General features: G+C 57.7%; 22 protein-coding genes. 11 read left to right on the top strand and 11 right to left on the bottom strand.

Annotated features, from left to right (window positions below; all coding sequences use genetic code 11):
• Positions 1 to 8: 8 nt before the first annotated feature.
• Complete coding sequence (locus tag EV586_RS13610) at positions 9 to 1,037, bottom strand: CotS family spore coat protein (protein ID WP_132945655.1); 1,029 nt, start codon at positions 1,035 to 1,037, stop codon at positions 9 to 11.
• Between the two features lie 123 nt (positions 1,038 to 1,160).
• On the opposite strand from EV586_RS13610, the gene EV586_RS13605 reads away from it, so the two are divergent.
• The gene (locus EV586_RS13605; RefSeq protein ID WP_132945654.1) at positions 1,161 to 1,733 is read left to right on the top strand and encodes a hypothetical protein; all 573 of its coding nucleotides are present in this window, start codon (positions 1,161 to 1,163) and stop codon (positions 1,731 to 1,733) included.
• Here the strand turns inward: EV586_RS13605 and EV586_RS13600 are convergent.
• Together EV586_RS13600 and EV586_RS13595 are read right to left on the bottom strand one after the other, a co-directional pair.
• Positions 1,730 to 2,137, bottom strand: a complete 408-nt coding sequence (locus EV586_RS13600; RefSeq protein ID WP_165898596.1) for a thiol-disulfide oxidoreductase DCC family protein — start codon at positions 2,135 to 2,137, stop codon at positions 1,730 to 1,732. The two genes, EV586_RS13605 and EV586_RS13600, sit on opposite strands and share 4 nt — an antisense overlap.
• Positions 2,138 to 2,220: 83 nt before the next feature.
• Positions 2,221 to 2,463, bottom strand: a complete 243-nt coding sequence (locus EV586_RS13595; protein WP_132945652.1) for a hypothetical protein — start codon at positions 2,461 to 2,463, stop codon at positions 2,221 to 2,223.
• Between the two features lie 146 nt (positions 2,464 to 2,609).
• Between EV586_RS13595 and EV586_RS13590 the strand changes: the two genes are divergently transcribed.
• The 6 genes from EV586_RS13590 to EV586_RS21340 all read left to right on the top strand — a co-directional run bounded on the left by EV586_RS13590 (position 2,610) and on the right by EV586_RS21340 (position 5,798).
• Positions 2,610 to 3,524 carry an RluA family pseudouridine synthase gene (locus EV586_RS13590; protein WP_132945651.1) on the top strand — a complete coding sequence of 305 codons (915 nt, stop codon included), beginning with the start codon at positions 2,610 to 2,612 and terminating at the stop codon, positions 3,522 to 3,524.
• Positions 3,525 to 3,554: 30 nt separating this feature from the next.
• Complete coding sequence (locus EV586_RS13585; protein ID WP_132945650.1) at positions 3,555 to 3,986, top strand: hypothetical protein; 432 nt, start codon at positions 3,555 to 3,557, stop codon at positions 3,984 to 3,986.
• 290 nt (positions 3,987 to 4,276) lie between these two features.
• Positions 4,277 to 4,384: an FDLD family class I lanthipeptide gene (locus EV586_RS21355; protein WP_207893908.1), complete on the top strand. Its 108-nt coding sequence runs from the start codon at positions 4,277 to 4,279 to the stop codon at positions 4,382 to 4,384.
• Between the two features lie 306 nt (positions 4,385 to 4,690).
• Positions 4,691 to 4,804, top strand: coding sequence for an FDLD family class I lanthipeptide (locus EV586_RS21865; protein ID WP_207893907.1), 114 nt, complete (start codon positions 4,691 to 4,693; stop codon positions 4,802 to 4,804).
• A gap of 589 nt (positions 4,805 to 5,393) precedes the next feature.
• A complete protein-coding gene (locus EV586_RS21345) occupies positions 5,394 to 5,501 on the top strand; it encodes an FDLD family class I lanthipeptide (RefSeq protein WP_207893906.1) in 108 nt (35 codons plus the stop codon).
• Positions 5,502 to 5,675: 174 nt separating this feature from the next.
• Entirely contained in the window at positions 5,676 to 5,798 is a 123-nt protein-coding gene (locus EV586_RS21340) for an FDLD family class I lanthipeptide (RefSeq protein ID WP_207893905.1), read from the top strand.
• A gap of 166 nt (positions 5,799 to 5,964) precedes the next feature.
• Here EV586_RS21340 and EV586_RS13580 read toward each other — a convergent pair whose 3' ends face one another.
• The 8 genes from EV586_RS13580 to hemA form a co-directional block, all read right to left on the bottom strand.
• Positions 5,965 to 7,284 (bottom strand): purine/pyrimidine permease, encoded by a 1,320-nt coding sequence (locus EV586_RS13580; protein ID WP_132945649.1) that lies wholly within the window; start codon positions 7,282 to 7,284, stop codon positions 5,965 to 5,967.
• Positions 7,285 to 7,356: 72 nt separating this feature from the next.
• Positions 7,357 to 8,646: a glutamate-1-semialdehyde 2,1-aminomutase gene (gene hemL / locus EV586_RS13575; RefSeq protein WP_132945648.1), complete on the bottom strand. Its 1,290-nt coding sequence runs from the start codon at positions 8,644 to 8,646 to the stop codon at positions 7,357 to 7,359.
• 16 nt (positions 8,647 to 8,662) lie between these two features.
• Positions 8,663 to 9,646, bottom strand: coding sequence for a porphobilinogen synthase (hemB, locus tag EV586_RS13570; RefSeq protein ID WP_132945647.1), 984 nt, complete (start codon positions 9,644 to 9,646; stop codon positions 8,663 to 8,665).
• Between the two features lie 12 nt (positions 9,647 to 9,658).
• On the bottom strand, positions 9,659 to 10,456 hold the full coding sequence (locus EV586_RS13565; RefSeq protein ID WP_132945646.1) for a uroporphyrinogen-III synthase: 798 nt from the start codon (positions 10,454 to 10,456) through the stop codon (positions 9,659 to 9,661).
• Positions 10,453 to 11,379, bottom strand: coding sequence for a hydroxymethylbilane synthase (gene hemC / locus EV586_RS13560; protein ID WP_132945645.1), 927 nt, complete (start codon positions 11,377 to 11,379; stop codon positions 10,453 to 10,455). The genes EV586_RS13565 and hemC overlap by 4 nt, the downstream gene beginning before the upstream one ends.
• Complete coding sequence (locus EV586_RS13555; RefSeq protein WP_132945644.1) at positions 11,379 to 12,011, bottom strand: precorrin-2 dehydrogenase/sirohydrochlorin ferrochelatase family protein; 633 nt, start codon at positions 12,009 to 12,011, stop codon at positions 11,379 to 11,381. The genes hemC and EV586_RS13555 overlap by 1 nt, the downstream gene beginning before the upstream one ends.
• Positions 12,012 to 12,014: 3 nt before the next feature.
• Entirely contained in the window at positions 12,015 to 12,833 is an 819-nt protein-coding gene (locus EV586_RS13550) for a cytochrome C assembly family protein (RefSeq protein WP_132945643.1), read from the bottom strand.
• A gap of 195 nt (positions 12,834 to 13,028) precedes the next feature.
• Positions 13,029 to 14,447 (bottom strand): glutamyl-tRNA reductase, encoded by a 1,419-nt coding sequence (gene hemA / locus EV586_RS13545; RefSeq protein ID WP_132945642.1) that lies wholly within the window; start codon positions 14,445 to 14,447, stop codon positions 13,029 to 13,031.
• Between the two features lie 220 nt (positions 14,448 to 14,667).
• On the opposite strand from hemA, the gene EV586_RS13540 reads away from it, so the two are divergent.
• The 4 genes from EV586_RS13540 (at position 14,668) to EV586_RS13525 (ending at position 18,495) form a co-directional block, all read left to right on the top strand.
• Complete coding sequence (locus tag EV586_RS13540) at positions 14,668 to 15,678, top strand: ABC transporter substrate-binding protein (RefSeq protein ID WP_165898595.1); 1,011 nt, start codon at positions 14,668 to 14,670, stop codon at positions 15,676 to 15,678.
• A gap of 217 nt (positions 15,679 to 15,895) precedes the next feature.
• Positions 15,896 to 16,660, top strand: coding sequence for an ABC transporter ATP-binding protein (locus tag EV586_RS13535; protein ID WP_132945641.1), 765 nt, complete (start codon positions 15,896 to 15,898; stop codon positions 16,658 to 16,660).
• Positions 16,650 to 17,471, top strand: coding sequence for an ABC transporter permease (locus EV586_RS13530; RefSeq protein WP_132945640.1), 822 nt, complete (start codon positions 16,650 to 16,652; stop codon positions 17,469 to 17,471). The genes EV586_RS13535 and EV586_RS13530 overlap by 11 nt, the downstream gene beginning before the upstream one ends.
• A gap of 109 nt (positions 17,472 to 17,580) precedes the next feature.
• Entirely contained in the window at positions 17,581 to 18,495 is a 915-nt protein-coding gene (locus tag EV586_RS13525; RefSeq protein WP_132945639.1) for a DMT family transporter, read from the top strand.
• The last annotated feature ends 115 nt before the right edge of the window (positions 18,496 to 18,610 follow it).

Genomic DNA, 18,610 nt, shown 5'->3' with positions numbered 1-18,610 from the left:
CGCCCCGCTTAGAGTCGGGTCGGAAACGCGTCGAGATAACGCTTCCAGTTGTCCAGTCGGGCCACTTCCTGGCGCATTTTCTTGATCGACCCTTCCGGCGTGTAGCGGTTCGACAGGAACCCGCGCTCCACCGCCCGCCAGTAGCGCTGCGGGATATACAGCACGGCGCGCAGCACTTGCAGCTCATCTTCAAAGAGCGGGTCGACCTCATGGTAGGTGTTCAGAATCAGATCGCCCATCTCGACCGACCAGTCGGTGCGGCGCAGCATCTTGCGCATAAAGCGGGCGAAATCGTGGGCGCGCAGTTCGTGGGCGCAATAGTCGAAATCGATCACCTGCATGTCGCCGTCCGGCGTGTGAATGAAGTTGTGGTACGTGAAGTCGCCGTGCACCAAGCCGCGCAGCTGCCGTTCGCGCTTCAGCACCTCCGGGTAGGGCGATGCTTTCAGCAGCGCGATACCTTGTTCGGCCATCTCAAGCATCGGTTCGACCGTTTCGAGGAACGTGGCTTCCAGCTCATTTTGCGGCGTTTGGCCTTTGTATAGCTCGTAGACGCGGTATAGGTCGGCCAACTGCTCTTCGAAGCGCTCGATCCAGCCGGCCCAGCGCGTTTTGATGTGCGCTCGCACGGTCGGGGTGAACCCGCGCGACGCCTGGTGCAGCTGCGCCTGCAGGCGGACGATCTGCTTGAGTTGCGCTTCGTCGTTCACGTTGCTCTCCTTGCCGGCGATCCAGTTGTTGAGGAAGATCAGTCCGTCCTTCGCCTCCAGAAACGGGCGGCCGTCGCGGGTCTTTTCAAAGCGGGGCAGTTTCTGAAACCCGTTGTTCCAGAGATGCTCCTGCGCTTCATACATAAATTGCAGCTTCTCCGGCTTATGGCCGACCTTTTTCAAAGCGAACGTGCCCCGGTCGGTCTCGATCTTCACAACGGCGCGCACTTCTTTGGCGTCGAGAATCTTCAGTCCGTAGACGTCCTCCAGGTCGATGCCGGGAGCCAATGTTTCCAGTCCGTATGTCAATTCTTTTTCTTTTGCCAACCTTGTGTCCCCTCCTCAACCACTGACAGTTCACAGTCAGACTATGTAGGCAGGAGCGGAATGGTGATTGTGATCCCAGAGAAGACTAGAAAGAATGGAGATGAATGGGGGAGGGATGCAAAGATGAGCATCTACTACTATTCGTTTCGGCTTGGCGAGCTGTATGATGCGGTCGGGTCGAACGACCGGCTGCTACTGAAAAAGGCACAGCTTCTGCTGTACCGGGATCCGGAGCTGTATACTGTCGTGCAAGCGATCTTGCAAGACGGACTGCTGTATCATGAAACGTTCAGCGACGACATGTACAATGATGCGATCACCAAAGTGGTGCAGGTGCTGCCGTCCTATCAAAAGATTTTCGATGACAAAGACTATCAGGTCGACTACCACGACGCCTGGCGCAAGCTCCAAAGGGGCAGCCTGCTGCGCGATTATTGGAACTGCCTGACACACGGCCGCTATCTGTTCGACCAGCCGGTCAAGCCGAAAACCCTGCTCCGCTACGGTTACCTGCTGCAGGAGGAACTGCCCCCGTTTCTGCGGCTCGTCGAGCAGGAAGGCAGCAAGCTGCCGTGGTACTTTTGCCAACACACGATCGAATGCATCCGCCAGACGATGGAGGCGGGCGACGATCTGTTCGTCTCGATCGCCATCCGCGGGCGGCGCTACCGGCTGCTGCGGCCGCAAAAGAGCTAGTCCGGCTTGCGAATCGAGCAGGCCTCGCCGCAGTCCGGCAGGTCGCGGCCGAGCCATTTGGACAGGCGGAACCGGTTGCTCGCCACCAGCCGATATCCGGCTTCGGCCAGCCAGCCCAAAGGCGGCAGGTAATAGAGCCAGACGATCAAGCGCCAGCCCCGGTGCAGGCGCAGCACCCGCACCATCGCCTCCGCCCCGCCGTAGACCTTCCCCTGTTCGATCACATGCAGCCGCGCCTGGCAGCGCGTTTCGCTGAGCTCCGGGTGTATCTCTCCCACCGGCACGATTCGAAAGTCAACCGGACGCACCTTATCTCCGAACAGCTGCTCGATCTTGCCGACAGAAGCGCGGCAGATCCCGCAATGTCCGTCATAGATCACCTGCAGCGGCGGCATCGCTTTCATCATGGTCCCCTCCTTCTTCCGTTCTCTTCCATCATAAACGAAAAAGGCCGGTCCCGCATCATGTACGGTTCCAGCCTCAGTCGTCAACAGCATTCGTCTGCGGAAGCCTCCAGCTTCAAACACTCGATCTTCCCGTGCTTCAGTTCGATGTCCCCGATTTTCAAGCAGTCGTTCTTCAGCTTTTCAATCTTCAAATGGTCGAAACAGACTTCATCCAAATACACCGTATCGCATTTTCCGGCGAGCAGCTCTTGCAGTTTGCAGCGCGCCTCTGCGTCAAGCACCAAAGCAATTTTCATCTTTTTGATTTTCGTTTTATCTGACATATCACTTTCCAACCCCTTTCTTCCCTCCCAAGATACGACAGGAGGACTTGGGCGGTGCCTGGCAGCCGAGCCCAATTTTGCAGGTCGGGTCGAGTCTGCTAAAATAGAACAATCTGTATTGCTCTCAGAAAGACGGTGTTTTCGCGATGTCGATTGAAAAAAACGGGCCGTGGCTGGAGCTGCGCGTCACCAAAAAGCAGGAGGGCAGCACCGTCGGCGACCTGCTGCTGGCGGAAGCGGGACTCCCGGAAAAAGCGGCCCTGGAATTGATGCACAAACGGGCGGTGCTGCTCGGAAAAGAGCCGGCCGCACTCGAAGCGGTGGTAAAAGCGGGCGACCGCGTACGCTGCGTGATGTTCCCCGAAGAGCCTTATGGGGTCGATATGTCCTACGACCTGCTCGACGTGCTGTATGAAGATGACCATCTGCTCGTCGTCAACAAACCGGCCGGGATGAAAGTGCACCCCAACGAACCGGGCGAGTCCGACACGCTGCTAGGTGCCCTCGCCTTTCACTACCAGATGCAGGGACTGGAGACGCGGTGCCGCGTGCTGCACCGGCTCGATCAGGAGACGTCCGGAGCGGTCATGTTTCCCAAGCATGAGATCGCGCACAGGCTGCTCGACGCGATGCTCACCGAGCGCAAGATCTCCCGCGAGTATCACGCGCTGGTCACCGGTGTCGTCGCCGCGAACAAAGGGCTGATCGACCAGCCGATCGGGCGCGACCGCAGCCATCCGACCCGGCGCCGCGTCTCCAAAACCGGCAAACCGGCGCAGACCGAATATCGGGTGTTGGAGCGGTTTGCCGATGTGACGCTGCTCAAAGCCAAACTGCACACCGGGCGCACCCATCAGATCCGCGTGCATCTGGCCTGGCTCGGGCATCCGCTGCTCGGGGACGAGCTCTATTTCGGCCCGACGGAGCGGATCGGGCGGCAGGCGCTGCACGCCCGCTATTTGCGCTTCCCGCACCCGATCACCGGTCAGTTGGTGGAAGCGGAAGCGCCGTACCCGGACGATTTCGCAGAATTGTTGCAGAGTCTGCAGCCGCACCTGTGATAAGATGAGGGATGAGGTGACCGTATCGGTATGAAAATGCGTTATAAACTGTTGATCCTGCTTGGCCTTGCTATGATCCCGCTCTTGTTCGTGCCGTTTGGCTACATGAACCGCGGAGACTTGTCCGTTCTGCCCGCTTCCTATACGACCGTCAAAGTCGCACTGGTCAATCCGGGGACGATCCTGATCCTCGGCGCAATCGTCACGCTGATCATGCAGACCCGCCGTTCGATGTGGTGGGCGATGATCGTGACCTTCTTGTACTCCTACCTCGGACTCGGCCTGATCTGGGGCGGTTTTGCCGGCCCGTTTGCATCCGGACTGCTCAACTACGCCTCCTTGTTTGCGGTGATCGGCTTCGTCGGCGCCCTGTTCGTGTTTATCTTCCTGACCATCGTCAAAAAGATGATCGAAGTGAACAAGAACCCGGAGAAGTTCAAAAAAGACTGGAAGAAGCCGTAGTCAGCTCCGCTCATCAAACGCAGATAAATGCCCGGCCGTTGCCTATGCAACAGCCGGGCATTTTCTGTTTGAATCAGTGTTTATCGACAATCGTTCGCCTCCTTTTTGAAATGACTGACAAGTCTTATCATCTAATATACTGCCGAGCCGGAAAAAGGAAAAGTTTCACTAGCTAAAGTTTTATAATTTTCTGATACTAAAACTTGACATGCCCTTCCTTATGAATTATATTTTAACTAAAGAATAACAGCTGAAATACAGTCAAACTCTCAAGAAAAGAGGTGCAGAACATGGAAAACTTATTCGATCTTGACGTGCAAGTCGCGCATGAGGCGCACGAAGCAGAAGCAGCGCGTACCGCTGTGGGATCTTGCGCATTTGTTTGCGAACCGTACTAGTAATTCCTTCACCGATCCTGACTACGAAATGAGAGGGGGGTTGGTCATGGAAAAGATTTTCGATCTTGACGTGCAAATCTCGCAAGTGAACGGTGAACTCGATTACATCGAAACTGCTGTCGGTTCCTGCGCATTCGTTTGCGACGAATTCTAATTAAAATACTTGCCTAGCGACTCCACAGCACCCGCTCGGGTGCTGTGGAGTCGCTTTTATCTGACTAAAAGTAAAACTTGACACAACAATTATTATGAATTATATTTTAATTAAAATATAATATATAAAATTCGAAAGGAGGTGACACGACGATGGAAACACTGTTTGATCTTGACGTTCAAGTTCAAGTTATCGAAGTAAACGCTTCAGCGACCTTCATTACTTCTTACATTACTTGCGAGAACATGTGCGGCACCTTTCTGTAAAAAGGGGGATATCCCAGATGGAAAAGCTTTTTGATCTTGATTTGCAAATCCAGCACGCCAGCAACAACGATGCTATTAGGACCGAAACGCAAGATTCTTGCGCCGATCATTGCGACCCAACGGGTACTTTGTAAAAGGGGGTGTCCGCTGATGGAAAAGCTCTTTGACCTTGATTTGACGATCGAGCAAATCAATACCCAATTGATCATGCCCGCCGAAACGACAGATTCTTGCGGGGAAGTCTGCAACGATGATTCGTACTAAAAAGGGGTCGCGTGATGGAAAAGTTGTTTGATCTCGATGTTCAAATCGAGCAAGTCATCAACGATGCGATCATGCCGGGCGAAACGCAAGATACTTGCGCATACGTCTGCTATCCGGATCTCACCCTGGCGTAAGACATACAACTCCTGCATGCGAACAGCGTGTAGACAAAGTACTGAGCGGTACGATGTCTGCACGCTTTTTGTCGTAGTTTTGTTTGGGGTATTGTTCTTTCGTTGTGAGTCGGGTTTAAATGTTGACAACTGAAATCTTTTGAATTATATTTTAATTAGAAAATCAGTTAAGAGGAAAGGAGGTTATCATGATGGAAATGTTCGATCTGGACGTGCAAGTTGAGCAAGAAGCGATCGCAGAAGCAGCAGCTGTGCGGACCGCCGTTGGTTCTTGCGCATTTGTTTGCGATGCTGTTTAAATCTCATGCGAGAGAGGAGATTTTCTAATGGAAAACTTCTTTGATCTGGATGTGCAAATCACGCAGTTGAACACCGCTGATGTCGCCATGAACACGATCGAAACTGCGGAAGGTTCCTGCGCATTCGTTTGCGAGTAAGTTCACGAGTTTAAATAAAAGAAAGGAGCGATTCTGATGGAAAACTTCTTCGATCTGGATGTTCAAATCGAACAAATCACCACCACCAAGGTGATGCCGGGCGTCACGCAAACTTCTTGCGCATTCGTCTGCTACCCGGAAGATCTGACCCTGGCGTAAGAACTGCTTGTAAATTTAGAAAATTCAAATCTGGAAAGGAGATCGTACACATGGAAAATTTTGATCTGGATGTTCAAGTTGTGCAAGTCAACACCCCGCAACTGCGACCGGGCGTTACGCAAGATTCTTGTGCATTTGTCTGCTACTAAGAAAAAAAGCGACTCCCTCAGGAGTCGCTTTTTTCTTTCCGAAAGATCACATGTTCCAAGAGCAGACAGGCGATCAGCCCGACCAGCAGGCCGTTGGCGACGATGTTGCGCAGCCATGGGGCCAGCGAGCTCAAGCTGTCTGGCGGCAGGAACATCACGCCGACACCGATCATCAGCGAGATGCCGATGACGAGCAGGTTGCGGTTGCTCCCTTCCACCCCCATCAGGTCGCGCACGCCAAAGCCGATCATCTGGGCGAACGGCGTAAACAGCGCCGCATACGCCACTTCGGACGGTAAGGTGGCGAAAAATTTCCCGACGAACGGGAACAGCCCGCTCACCGCGATCAGCACCGCCCCGATCACAAACGGCAGTCGCGCCCGCAGACCGGTGGTCATCATGAACCCGGCCGAGACGGACAACGGCACCGGACCGACGACAGACAGCGGACCGGCCAGGATCGAGGAGACCCCGTTGCCGAACACCCCGCGCCGGTACGTCGCCGCATCCGGCTCGATGCCAAGCGCATTGCCGATCACGACGATCGATGCGATAACGTTGGAGATCAAGATTACCCCGGTCAGCACCGATGTCACTACCACGCCTATATCCCACACCGGCGCCCCCCATGCAAACAGTTCCGGCAGTGCAAACCACGCCATGTCCGCACCGGCCAGCGCTTCCCGCTCACCGAAGCCGATCAGCGTGAACAAGATCCAGCCAAGCCCGATGCCGAGGAACGGCCCCATGCTCCGCAAGATCCCCTTCCCTTTCAACGAAATCGTCAGCACGGTGACCACGATGAACAAAGACAAGAGCGCCAGGCGCCAGTCGACATGCCCAAAGCGGGAGACGCCGAGCATCCCTTTGAAAAAGGAGCCGGTCAGCGAGAAGCAGAGCAGCATCAAATAGACGCCCGTCACGATCGGCGTGAACAGCTCCCGCACCCGGCCGATGACCGGCAACAGGCTCAGAATGAGCAGCGCGATCCCGGAGACGATCAAGCCCATCTCCAACTGCTGCAGCACAAGTCCCTTTTCGCCCGGTACTGCCATCGCGCCCATGATGAGAAAGAGCGCCCACCACATACCCGCCGCGCCTTCGATCAGCGGCAGGCGGTGGCCGAAGAAGATCTGGATCAGCGTCGCGATCCCGGTCGCCAGCAGCATCCGCTGCACAAACGATGAGATCTCCACCGCCGACATGTCAAACGCCGCGCCGACCACAATCGGCACCGCGATCGTATTTGCTAAGAAAAAGACCATCCATTGCAAGCTCTGCAGCCACAAAAGTGCGCCCTGCGGCTTCTGCGTCGTGGTTGTGTCGTTTCCGCTCATCCGCCTATCCCTCCTCGTTGAAAAAAAGCAAGCCACCTGTTCGTGAACCAGAACAGGCGGCAGTCTTACTGTTTACAGCTGTTTCATCGATTCGCGGGACGCTTCCAGCGTGCGGTCGATATCCGCATCGGTGTGCGCCAGGGACAGGAAACCTGCCTCCAGCTGCGACGGCGCGAGGTACACGCCGCGCTTGAGCATTTCGTGGAAATATTTCGCATAGCGGTCGAGATCGCATTGCTTCGCCGTGTCATAGTTGACCACTTCCTGCTCGGAGAAGAACGTGCCCATCATCCCGCCGACATACGCTCCGGTCACCGGAATGCCGAGCTCTTTCCCTGTCGCCAGGAAGCCTTCGACGAGGCGTTTGCCCATCGACTCCAGACGCTCGTATGCACCCGGTTCGCCAAGCTTCTTCAGCGTGACCAGACCTGCGGTCATCGCCAGCGGGTTGCCGGACAAAGTACCCGCCTGATAGATCGGGCCGGCCGGCGCGATCATCTCCATGATCTCGCGCTTGCCGCCATATGCGCCGACGGGCAGACCACCGCCGATGACTTTGCCGAGCGTGGTCAGGTCCGGCTCGATGTTGTACAGAGACTGCACGCCGCCGTACGCAGCGCGGAAGCCGGTCATGACCTCGTCAAAGATCAGCAGTGCGCCGTATTGCTTGGTGATGTTGCGCACTTCCTGCAGGTAGCCGTCTTTCGGCAGCACGCAGCCCATGTTGCCGGCGATCGGCTCAAGGATGACCGCTGCGATGTCCTCGCCGAAAGATTCGAACGCCCGCTTCAGACTTTCGATATCGTTAAACGGCACGGTCAGCGTGTTCGACGCCACCGACTCCGGCACGCCCGGCGAATCGGGCAGGCCGAGCGTCGCCACACCGGATCCGGCCTTGATCAGCAGGGAGTCGGCATGACCGTGGTAGTTGCCTTCGAACTTGAGGATCTTGTTGCGCTTGGTATAGCCGCGCGCCAAGCGCAGCGCCGACATCGTCGCTTCCGTGCCGGAGTTGACCATGCGCACCACTTCGATCGACGGCATGATCTGGGTGACCAGTTGGGCCATCTCCGTCTCCAGTTCGGTCGGTGCGCCAAAGGATGTGCCTTTGACCGCCATCTCCTGCACAGCGGAGATCACGTCCGGATGGGCGTGACCAAGAATCAGCGGACCCCAGGACAAGCAGTAGTCGATGTATTCATTACCGTCGATATCGACCATCTTCGAGCCGAACCCGCGCTCGATAAATACCGGGTCGCCTTTTACGCCGCGAAAAGCGCGGACCGGGGAGTTGACGCCGCCCGGGATGATCTGTTTCGCTTCGGCGAATGCCGCTTTGGAACGTTCGTAGCCTTTATGCATGAGGACACCTCCGGGATCAATAGCCTGCTTTCAGATAGCCTGCAATGTCTTTCGAGAAATAGGTCAGGATCAGATCGGCGCCGGCGCGCTTGAAGCCGGTCATCGTCTCCATCACCAGCGCGCGTTCGTCGATCCAGCCGTTCTGAGCGGCCGCTTTGACCATCGCATATTCGGCCGACACGTTGTAGGCCACGATCGGCAAATCCCAGTTGTCGCGCAGTTGGCGGATGATGTCCATGTAGGACAACGCCGGCTTGACCATCAGCATGTCGGCGCCTTCCGCCACGTCGGACGCCGCTTCGCGCAGCGCCTCGCGGGAGTTGGCCGGGTCCATCTGATAAGTCTTGCGGTCACCGAACGCCGGCGTGGAGTGGGCCGCTTCGCGGAACGGGCCGTAGTAGGCGGACGCGTATTTCACCGCATAGGAGATCACCGGTACGTTCAGGAAGCCGTTCTGATCGAGCGTGTGGCGGATCGCCGCGATGCGGCCGTCCATCATGTCGGACGGCGCGACGATGTCAGCGCCGGCCTGCGCGTGCGACAGCGCAGTCTTGGCGATCAGCTCCAAGGAGGGATCGTTCAGGATCTCGCCGTTTTCGACAATACCGCAGTGTCCCGCCGGGTTGTACTGGCAAAGGCACACGTCGGTGGTGATGACGAGGTTCGGGTTCTCTTCCTTGGCCACGCGGATCGCCTTTTGGACGATGCCTTCTTCCGCATACGCTTGAGACGAGCATTCGTCTTTATGGTCCGGTACGCCAAACAGGATGATCGACTGAATGCCGAGCTCCGACACTTCGTTCACTTCACGGCGGAAGTTGTCCAGCGAGAAGTGGAAGACGTTTGGCATCGACGGGATCTCATGCTTGATGTTGCTGCCTTCGACGACAAACAAAGGATGGATCAGATCGTTTACGGTCACATGGTTCTCGCGCACCATCGCGCGGATGCCTGCCGAGCTGCGCAGGCGGCGGTGGCGGTGGAATTCAAGATGGTTCATCTGCAGGTCCCCCTAATGGCTGGCGGTGAAAAAGCGGTCGAGCGCTTCGACCAGCCCTGGAATCGTATATGTATCGGCCGTCACATCGACCGTCAGCCCGTGGCGTTCCGCCGTCTCTTGCGTGATCGGGCCGATCGCGGCCAGCACCACGCCTTGGAGCAGCGACTGGCAGTCGTGCCCCTGCAAAGCGGCAAGGAAGTTGTTCACGGTGGACGACGATGTGAACGTGACCGCGTGAATCTCGTTCGCCTGGAAAGCGCGAACCAATGCCGGAACTTCATCGGTGACAGCGAGCGTCTGGTACGCGTCGACCTCCGTCACGAGACACCCTTTGGCACGCATTGCATCGGGCAGCAGCTTGCGGGCGATGTTGGCGCGGGGAAACAACACCTGCTGCCCCGGCTGCACCTGATCGTCCAAAGCGCGGAGCAGCCCTTCGGCGACAAACTCCTCCGCTGTCACCGCGACCGGCACGCCGTGTCGCTCGATCGCCGCCGCCGTCTTGCTGCCGACCGCGGCAAAGCGCGCGCGCGCGTCCGGCGGCAGCACGTGCTTAGTTTGTTTCATTCGCTCGAAAAACATTTCCACGCCCGTCACGCTGGTCAAGATGATCCAGTCGAACTCGCCGAGCCGGGACAGCGCCCGGTCGAGCGGCTCGAGGTCATCCGGCCAGTCGGTGCGGATCACCGGGAACTCAACGGGAATGCCTCCGAGCTCCTCGATCATCCGGCTCAACTCGCTGGCCTGACTGCGCGAACGGGTGACAACGATGCGCTTGCCGAGGAATGGCTTCGCGGCGGCCGCACTCACTGCGCGATCTCCTCGCGCACCTTGGCGAGAATCTCGCCGGCGCCTTTTTCGATCAGCCGCTCCGCAACCGCGTGACCCAGTGCCACCGGATCGGTGCCGGTCGCCGTCTCTTTGAGCAGGGTCAGACCGTCGGACGAACCGACGATCCCGGTCAGCTTCAGCTCGCCGCCCGTCGTTTCGGCAAACGCGCCGATCGGAATCTGGCAGCCGCCGTTGAGCCGGCCGAGCACGGTGCGCTCCGCGGTGACGATGCGGCGGGTGTGTTCGCTGTCCAGCACCGACAGGATCTCACGGATCTTCTCGTCTTCGGAGCGGCACTGGATCGCCAGCGCGCCTTGCCCGACCGCCGGGATGCACAGCTCGGTCGACAAACGCTCGGAGATCTTGTCCGCCCAGCCCATACGCTCGAGGCCGGCAGCTGCCAGCACGATCGCATCGAGCTCCAGCTCTTCCAGCTTGGCAAGACGGGTGTTGATGTTGCCGCGCACAGAGACGATCTCGATGTCCGGGCGGGCATGTCGCAGCTGGGCCGCGCGGCGCAGCGACGAGGTGCCGACGCGCGCGCCGATCGGCAGGTCGGCAAACGTGCTGCCGCTGCGGGTGATCACCACGTCACGCGGATCTTCACGGTCGGTGATCGCGACCAGCATCAGCCCCTCCGGCATCTCGGTCGGCATATCTTTCAGCGAGTGTACGGCGAAGTCGATCTTCTTCTCGTACATCGCCTGTTCGATCTCCTTGATAAACAGGCCTTTCCCGCCCACTTTGGACAGCGTGACATCGAGAATGCGGTCGCCTTTGGTGACGATCTTCTCCATGCCGATCTCAAGCCCTGCGTGATGCTCTTTCAACTTTGCCATAACCCATTCGGTCTGGGTCAGCGCCAGCGGACTTTTTCGAGTCCCGACTACAATATGCTTCATCATCCGCGTCCCCCTAGTATGCGTTCGAGCAGCTCGTGCGCTTCGGCCGTGCGGCCTGCGCGCAGGAGCTGCAGCAGTTCTGAATTAGCCAATTTACGCAGCAGGTCCGCACGCTCCGCTCCATCCGGCACTTCGGCCAGAATGCGCGTGCGGGCGTCTGCCATCAGATGTAAAAACTGTTGAATCTCCGGTCCGAAAAACGCCTCCAGCTCCTCGCGCAGCTTTTTGGCCACGACTGGCGCCGCCCCCGACGTGGAGATGCCCACCGTGAGCGGCCCGCGCCGCAGCAGCGCCGGAACGGTCAGATTGCCGATCGACTGGTCGTTGACGACGTTGACCAGCCGACCGTGCTGCTCCCCTTCCGCGCAGACGGCGCGATTGACGTCGCGGGAAGAGGTGGCGGCGATGATCAGGAAGAAAGGGGCGGCGTCGCCCGCCCGATACGGACGTGCCTTCCACTGTAGTGTACCATGTTCCGCCAACTTCAACAGCGGCGGGGTGAGACTCGGGGCGATCACCGTCACATCGGCCTGGCAATCGAGAAGCCCGGTGATCTTGCGCTCAGCCACCGGGCCCCCTCCGACAACGAGACAACTGCGTCCCGCAAGTTGTAAAAATGCGCCGTACAGCATCGCTTACCAGCTATGGAACCCGGAGAAATAGGTGCCGACAAACAGGTAGTTGATGATGACCAGTCCAAACGATGCGACGTTCCACCATGCCAGCTTACGCCCCGACCAGCCGCTGGCGGTGCGCAGGTACAGCCAGGCCACATACAGCCCGAGCAGCACGACCGAGACGAGCGGCTTGGCGTCGAGGATCAGGATCGAGCCAAATTGCATGTAATACCAGTTCCCCCCGAGGATCATCGCCACGAGCAGCAGCGGGAACCCGACGATGATCAGGCGGAACGTAAAGGCATCGAGCTTGTCGAGCGCCGGCATGCGGCGGAACATGTTGTTCCAGCGCTTTTCCTTGAGCATCTTCGATTGGATCAGGTACATGATCGAGAAGATGAACGAGATGGAAAAGGCCGCGTAGCTGAGGAAGGCCAGCGTGATGTGCAGGACGAGCAGGTCGCCTTGCAAGTTCTCGCCGATGCGGACACCGCCTTCGCCGGTGAAGAGATCGAACACCACCATCGCAAAACCGATGACGTTGGTGAAGAATGCAAACAGGTCGATTTTATAGAAATAGTTGATCACAAGTGAAAAGGAAATAAGCAGCCATGAGAAAAAGAGTGTCGTCTCAAACGATGTCACCAAAGGCACATAGCCGACCTCCGTCATCCGGGTCAGGAAAAACGAAGTCTGCAGCCCCCACACCGCGGCCAGCAGGCCAAACGCGACGCGGTTGAGCGTCCGGCGATGCGCAACGAAATCCCAAAAATACAACACGACGGCAATCGCGTAGAAAAAGACCATCAAATCATACATCAACAGACTCTTCGGCATGATGAACACCTCCTTCTTGCCAGTCTGAATCAGGTATCAAACCATCCGGCGACTGCAGGAACAGCACACGCACCCAACAGCATCCCGGCCCATTCGCCTCCAATACCAGTTGCCCGCGATACACGGAATCGTACACCCCTGCGAGCCTGCCATTGGCTGGTTCCAATGTGAGCGTCCGAACGACATCATGCGGGCTTAGCGCGATCCGATTCGTGACAGCAAAGAGCGCTTGGCGCCTGAAGATGCCGCTTCTTCCTGGCGGGACTGCTCGATCTGGCGGGTGGCGGCGGCGATGACGGCGGTCATCTGGCGCACTTCCGCCTGCGCCGCCTTCTGCTGCTCTTTCTGCTCGTCTTCGAGCCCGAAGATGCGGGTGAACGCCTCCAGATACAGCTCGGCTTCCCGCTCGCCCGCCATCTCTTTGACCTGCTTGATCGGCTCATGGATCAACTGGTTGACCATCGCATTGGTCAGTTTGTTGACCGTATGCACTTCTTTTTCCGAAAGGTTCGGCATCTTGTTGAGCAGGTTGTGCATCAGGTTCGACTGCGCCGCCAGCGCTTTTTCCCGCAGCTTGTGGATCAGCGGGATCGCTTCCTGCTGATTGAGCCACATTTTAAACGCCGCCAGCTCTTCGCCGATGATCTCCCCGACCTTCTCCGCTTCCTTCTGGCGTTCGGCCATGTTGACCTTGATCACGCCTTCCAGATCGTCGATGTCATAGAGGAACACGTTGTCGATCTTGCTCATCTCCGGATCGAGGTCGCGCGGCACGGCGATGTCGATCAAGAACAGCGGACGATGGCGGCGCTGCTTCATCGTCGCCTGCACATGTTCGCGGGTCACCACATAACCTTCCGCCCCGGTCGAGGACACGACGATGTCCGCTTCCTTCAGCGCGAGGTCCAGCGAGTTCAGATCGAGCGCCTTGCCGTGAAACTTGTCGGCCAGCTCTTTCGCCCGCTCATAGGTGCGGTTGACGACCAGCACCCGGGTCGCCCCGTTGGCATTGAGATGCTTCGCCGTCAGTTCGCTCATCTTGCCCGCCCCGATGATCAAGACCGTCTTCTGATCGAGCGATTCGAAGATCTTCTTCGCCAGCTCGACCGCCGCATAAGAGACCGAGACGGCGTTCTCGCCGATCTTCGTCTCGGCGTGCGCGCGCTTGGCGACGGTGACCGCCCGGCGGAACAGGTTGTTAAAAATCGGTCCGGTCGCCTGCAGCTCCTGTGCAAACAGGAAAGCTTGGCGTACTTGTCCCAAAATCTGCGTCTCGCCAAGCACCATCGAATCCAAACCGGACGCGACGCGGAACAGATGGCGCACCGCATCGCCTTCCCCATATTGGTACAGGTGCGGCAAAAAAGCTTGTCGCGACACACCCGACATTTCGCTCAAGAATTTGTAGATCTCATCCTGCCCGTCGATCCGCTCCTCCACCACGGCATACACCTCGGTGCGGTTGCACGTCGAGACGAGCACCACTTCCGCTATGCGGCCGCTTTGCTTCAGACGCGAGACCGCATCCCCCAGACCATCGGCCGGGAGGGCGAACCGCTCGCGAATCTCAACAGGAGCCGACCGAAAGTTCAGCCCCACGACCATGATGTACATTCTCTCTCACTCCCTTATCTATCTCAAAAGCCGCATGTTCTGTTACATTTAGCTCTCCGTCCAATACAAACATCCCCATTATATCACAGCTCCCGTACAACTCACGGACGAAATATGACATCTTTTTGTCACCTTCGACAAATCATCCCGCTCATTCACCAAGACAAACGCCCAGACATACACTGTCTATCAACTTCTAGAAAACAGGAGGTCTGGGACTGTGCAGAAACGTTGGAAAAAAGTAGCCGCAGCCGGCTTGATCACCGCTGCGCTCACTGTGACCGCCTGCTCTCCGAGCGGCGGCGATGCAGGCGATCTGCAGGAAGTGCGGGTCACCGAAGTGATCCGCTCGATCTTCTACGCGCCGCAATATGTCGCGATCGAAAAAGGCTATTTCAAAGAAGAAGGCCTCGACGTCAAGCTCGACACCGCCTGGGGCGGCGACAAAGCGATGACGCGGCTGCTGGCCGACCAGGCAGACGTGGCGCTGATCGGCGCGGAGACGACCGTCTACGTCCAGCAGCAAGGCGCCGGCGACCCGGTCGTCAACTTCGCTCAAGTCACCCAGCGCGACGGTTCGTTTGTCGTCGCCCGCAACAAGATCGACAACTGGGACTGGTCGATGCTCAAAGGCAAGAGCCTGATCGGATCGCGCAAAGGCTCGATGCCGGAGATGGTCTCCGAATACGTCCAGAAGCAAAACGGCCTGCAGCCGTTCCAAGACGTCAACATCATCCAGAACATCACGTTCGACAACCAGGCGACCGCCTTCGCGTCCGGCACCGGCGACTTCCTGCAGGCGTTTGAGCCGAGCGGCGCGATCTTGGAAAAAGCGGGCCAGGGCCATGTTGTCGCCTCTTTCGGCAAAAATTCCGGCAAGCTGCCCTATACGGTGTTCATGGCCAAATCCAGTACGATCAAGTCTGAGCCAGCGACCTTCCAGAAATTCACCAACGCTGTGCAAAAAGCCCAAAACTTCGTCCACTCCGCCACGCCGCAAGAAGTCGCCAAGATCATCCTCCCCTACTTCGAAGGCGTCGACCCGGAGATCGTCGCCGCCGTCGTCAAGCGCTATCAGGAGTCGGACGGCTGGGCCAAAGACCCGCTGATCGACCAGGAGGAATTTGACAACATGAAAAAAATCATGAAAGACGCCGGCGAACTGAAATCGGACGTCACGTATACCGACCTTGTGAACACCACTTTCGCAGAAAAAGCGAAAGCAAACTAGGAGCAAGCTCACACAGTCAGAACTTGTAAAAAAGAGCCTCTTCTCATTTTGAGAAGAGGCTATCAAGAAAAGGAGAGGAGAAATATGGGTTTCCCTACTATCTTCTCTCTTTTTTCCTGCTTTATACCTGGACAGGCAAGGAAAGACATGATTTCCTTGCACCAAAATTGGGCACCGCCCATAGGCTGTAAGAAATCTTCAAAGTGAGGTGAAGGCGATGGCAGCGATTTCGTTTACAGGAGTGAATCAAAAGTACATCACCGTCTCCGGCGAAACGACGGCGCTTCAGGGCATCGAATTTGCCGTGCAGGAAGGCGAACTGATCGGGCTGGTCGGGCCGAGCGGCTGCGGCAAAAGCACGATCCTCTCCCTGATCGCAGGACTGCTCTTTCCGACGCAGGGCGAGGTGCGCGTCAACACCTATCCGGTCGCAGGACCGTCCCCCGAAGTCGGCTACATGCTGCAGCAGGACTATCTGCTGCCATGGCGCACGATCCGCGGCAACATCCTGCTCGGACTGGAGATACAGGGCAAGAAAACGCAAGCCAACACCGAGCAGGCGCTCGTGCTGCTTCGTGAGATGGGGCTGGCGGAAACGGCAGACAAATACCCGCACCAGCTCTCCGGCGGGATGCGCCAGCGCGTCGCGCTCGTCCGCACCCTGGCCGCCAATCCGCAAGTGATCCTGCTCGATGAGCCGTTTTCGGCGCTCGACTATCAGATCAAACTGCAGCTCGAAGAGCTGATTCAGACTACGCTGAAAGCAAAAGGGCTGACCGGCGTTCTGGTCACGCACGACTTGGGTGAAGCGATCGCCATGTGCGACCGCGTCTTCGTGATGAGCAAGAACCCCGGCAGCATCAAAAGCACATACACCATCCCGGAAGGAATCCGCGAGCTCACCCCGTTTGAAGCGCGGGAGCACGCCAAGTTCCACGCCCTGTTCCGTGACGTCTGGGGGGATCTGCAAGATGAAGACTAATCTCTTGACCCGCGGCGCCAAGACGCCCGACCACGCCGCTTTTCTGCGCAAGAAGCGCCTGACGACGATCGGGATTGTCACTGTGCAGTTGCTGATCGCCGCCGTCTTTCTGGTCTTGTGGGAGGTCGGCGCCCGTCAAGGCTTTGTGAACAGCTTCATCTTCTCGCAGCCGTCCAAAGTCTGGGGACAGTTCCTGACCATGCTCAGCGACGGGACGCTGCTTCACCACACGTGGATCACCGTCTGGGAGACGGTCGTCGGCTTTGTGCTCGGCACGCTGGCCGGCACCCTGCTCGCCGTGGTGATCTGGGCCTCGCCGGTGTTGGCGCGGGTGCTCGACCCGTACATCGTCATCTTCAACTCGATGCCGAAAGTGGCGCTCGGTCCGATTTTTATCGTGGCGTTTGGGCAAGGCTTTCTGTCGATCGTGATGATGGCGTTGGCGATCTCCGTGGTGATCACGACGATCGTCGTCTACACGTCGTTTCGCGATGTCGATGCGAACATGATCAAGCTGGTGCACACCTTTGGCGGCTCGCGCTGGCAGGTGTTTCAAAAAGTCGTCTTTCCGGCGTCGCTGCCGACGATCCTGTCCACGCTGAAAGTCAATGTCGGCCTGTCCTGGGTCGGCGTGATCGTCGGCGAGTTCCTCGTCGCGCAAGCCGGGCTCGGCTACTTGATCATCTACGGCTTCCAAGTGTTCAACCTGACGCTGGTCATGCTCGCCTTGTTCGTGATACTCATCGTCTCGACGATCATGTACCACGCCGTTGCTTATTTTGAGCACCGCTCGCTGCAATGGCGCAATTGACAGACAAAAAAGACTGCCTGTGGCCAGGCGGTCTTTTCTTGCGTTGACGAAATCTCCGCCGTTCAGTAATGTTGGTACTAGACTGACAGCGGTGGAGGGGCATCAAGACATGAAAAAACAAAGGCTGGCCGACCTCGTGCTGCTCTTCGTCACGTTTACGTGGGGCGCTACGTTTGTTCTGGTCAAAGAAGCGATAGAAAAGATGCCGCCGTTCACCTTTTTGGGCGTGCGTTTTCTGGTCGCAGCACTGATTCTCTTTTTGATCATGGCGGTGTTTTATCGGGAGACGCTGAAAGAACTGACCCGGCAACTGTGGATGATCGGGATCGGGATCGGCTTGCTGCTGTTCGGCGGGTATGCGTTTCAGACGTTCGGGCTGCTCTACACGACCGCGTCGAACGCCGGATTCATCACCGGACTGTCGGTGGTGATGGTGCCGCTGTTCGCACTCTGGCTCCTGCGCCAGAAGCTGAAGCGCAATGCGGTGGTCGGCGTTGTCATCGCGACCGCCGGGCTGGCCATGCTGTCGCTCAACCAGTTTCAGATCAACTTGGGTGACGCGCTGGTCTTCTGCTGCGCGATCTGTTACGGGTTGCATATCACGCTGGTCGGGAAATTTACGGCGCGGTATCATGCTTTGCCGTTTGCGTTTGTGCAGGTCGTTTCCTGTGGCGTGTTCAACATGATCGGCGGGCTGCTGTTCGAGGATGTCGGGGCGTCGTTCAGCAAGGATGTGCTGTTTGACATCACCGTGTTCTCGGCGCTGTTGATCTGTTCGGTGATCGCGACGGCGTTTGCGTTCGTCGCGCAGAACCAGTTCCAGAAGTTCACCACGCCGACGCGCACGGCGCTGATCTTCGCCACCGAACCGGTGTTTGCGGCGCTGACCGGCTACCTGTGGGCGGGCGACCGCCTCGGGACGCTGCAGGTGATCGGCTGCCTGCTCATCCTCGGCGGCATGCTGGTCGCCGAACTCGGAGGCAGCCATGAAGAAGACTCACCTAAAGAAACCTCTTACGCCTGACGGCGCAAGAGGTTTTTTCATGGGGGGATAGGGTTTGCCTGCTGGCAATTTGCTTGTCTCGCTTGCCGTCGTTGGCACGAAGCGATGCTTCGTTGCCGCTGTCAGCGTTCCTGCA

Origin of the sequence: Tumebacillus sp. BK434, from assembly GCF_004340785.1 — a bacterium.
GTDB lineage: Bacteria > Bacillota > Bacilli > Tumebacillales > Tumebacillaceae > Tumebacillus_A.
The sequence above is the reverse complement of the archived record's forward strand: the minus strand, read 5'-3'. Positions and strand labels throughout refer to the sequence as shown.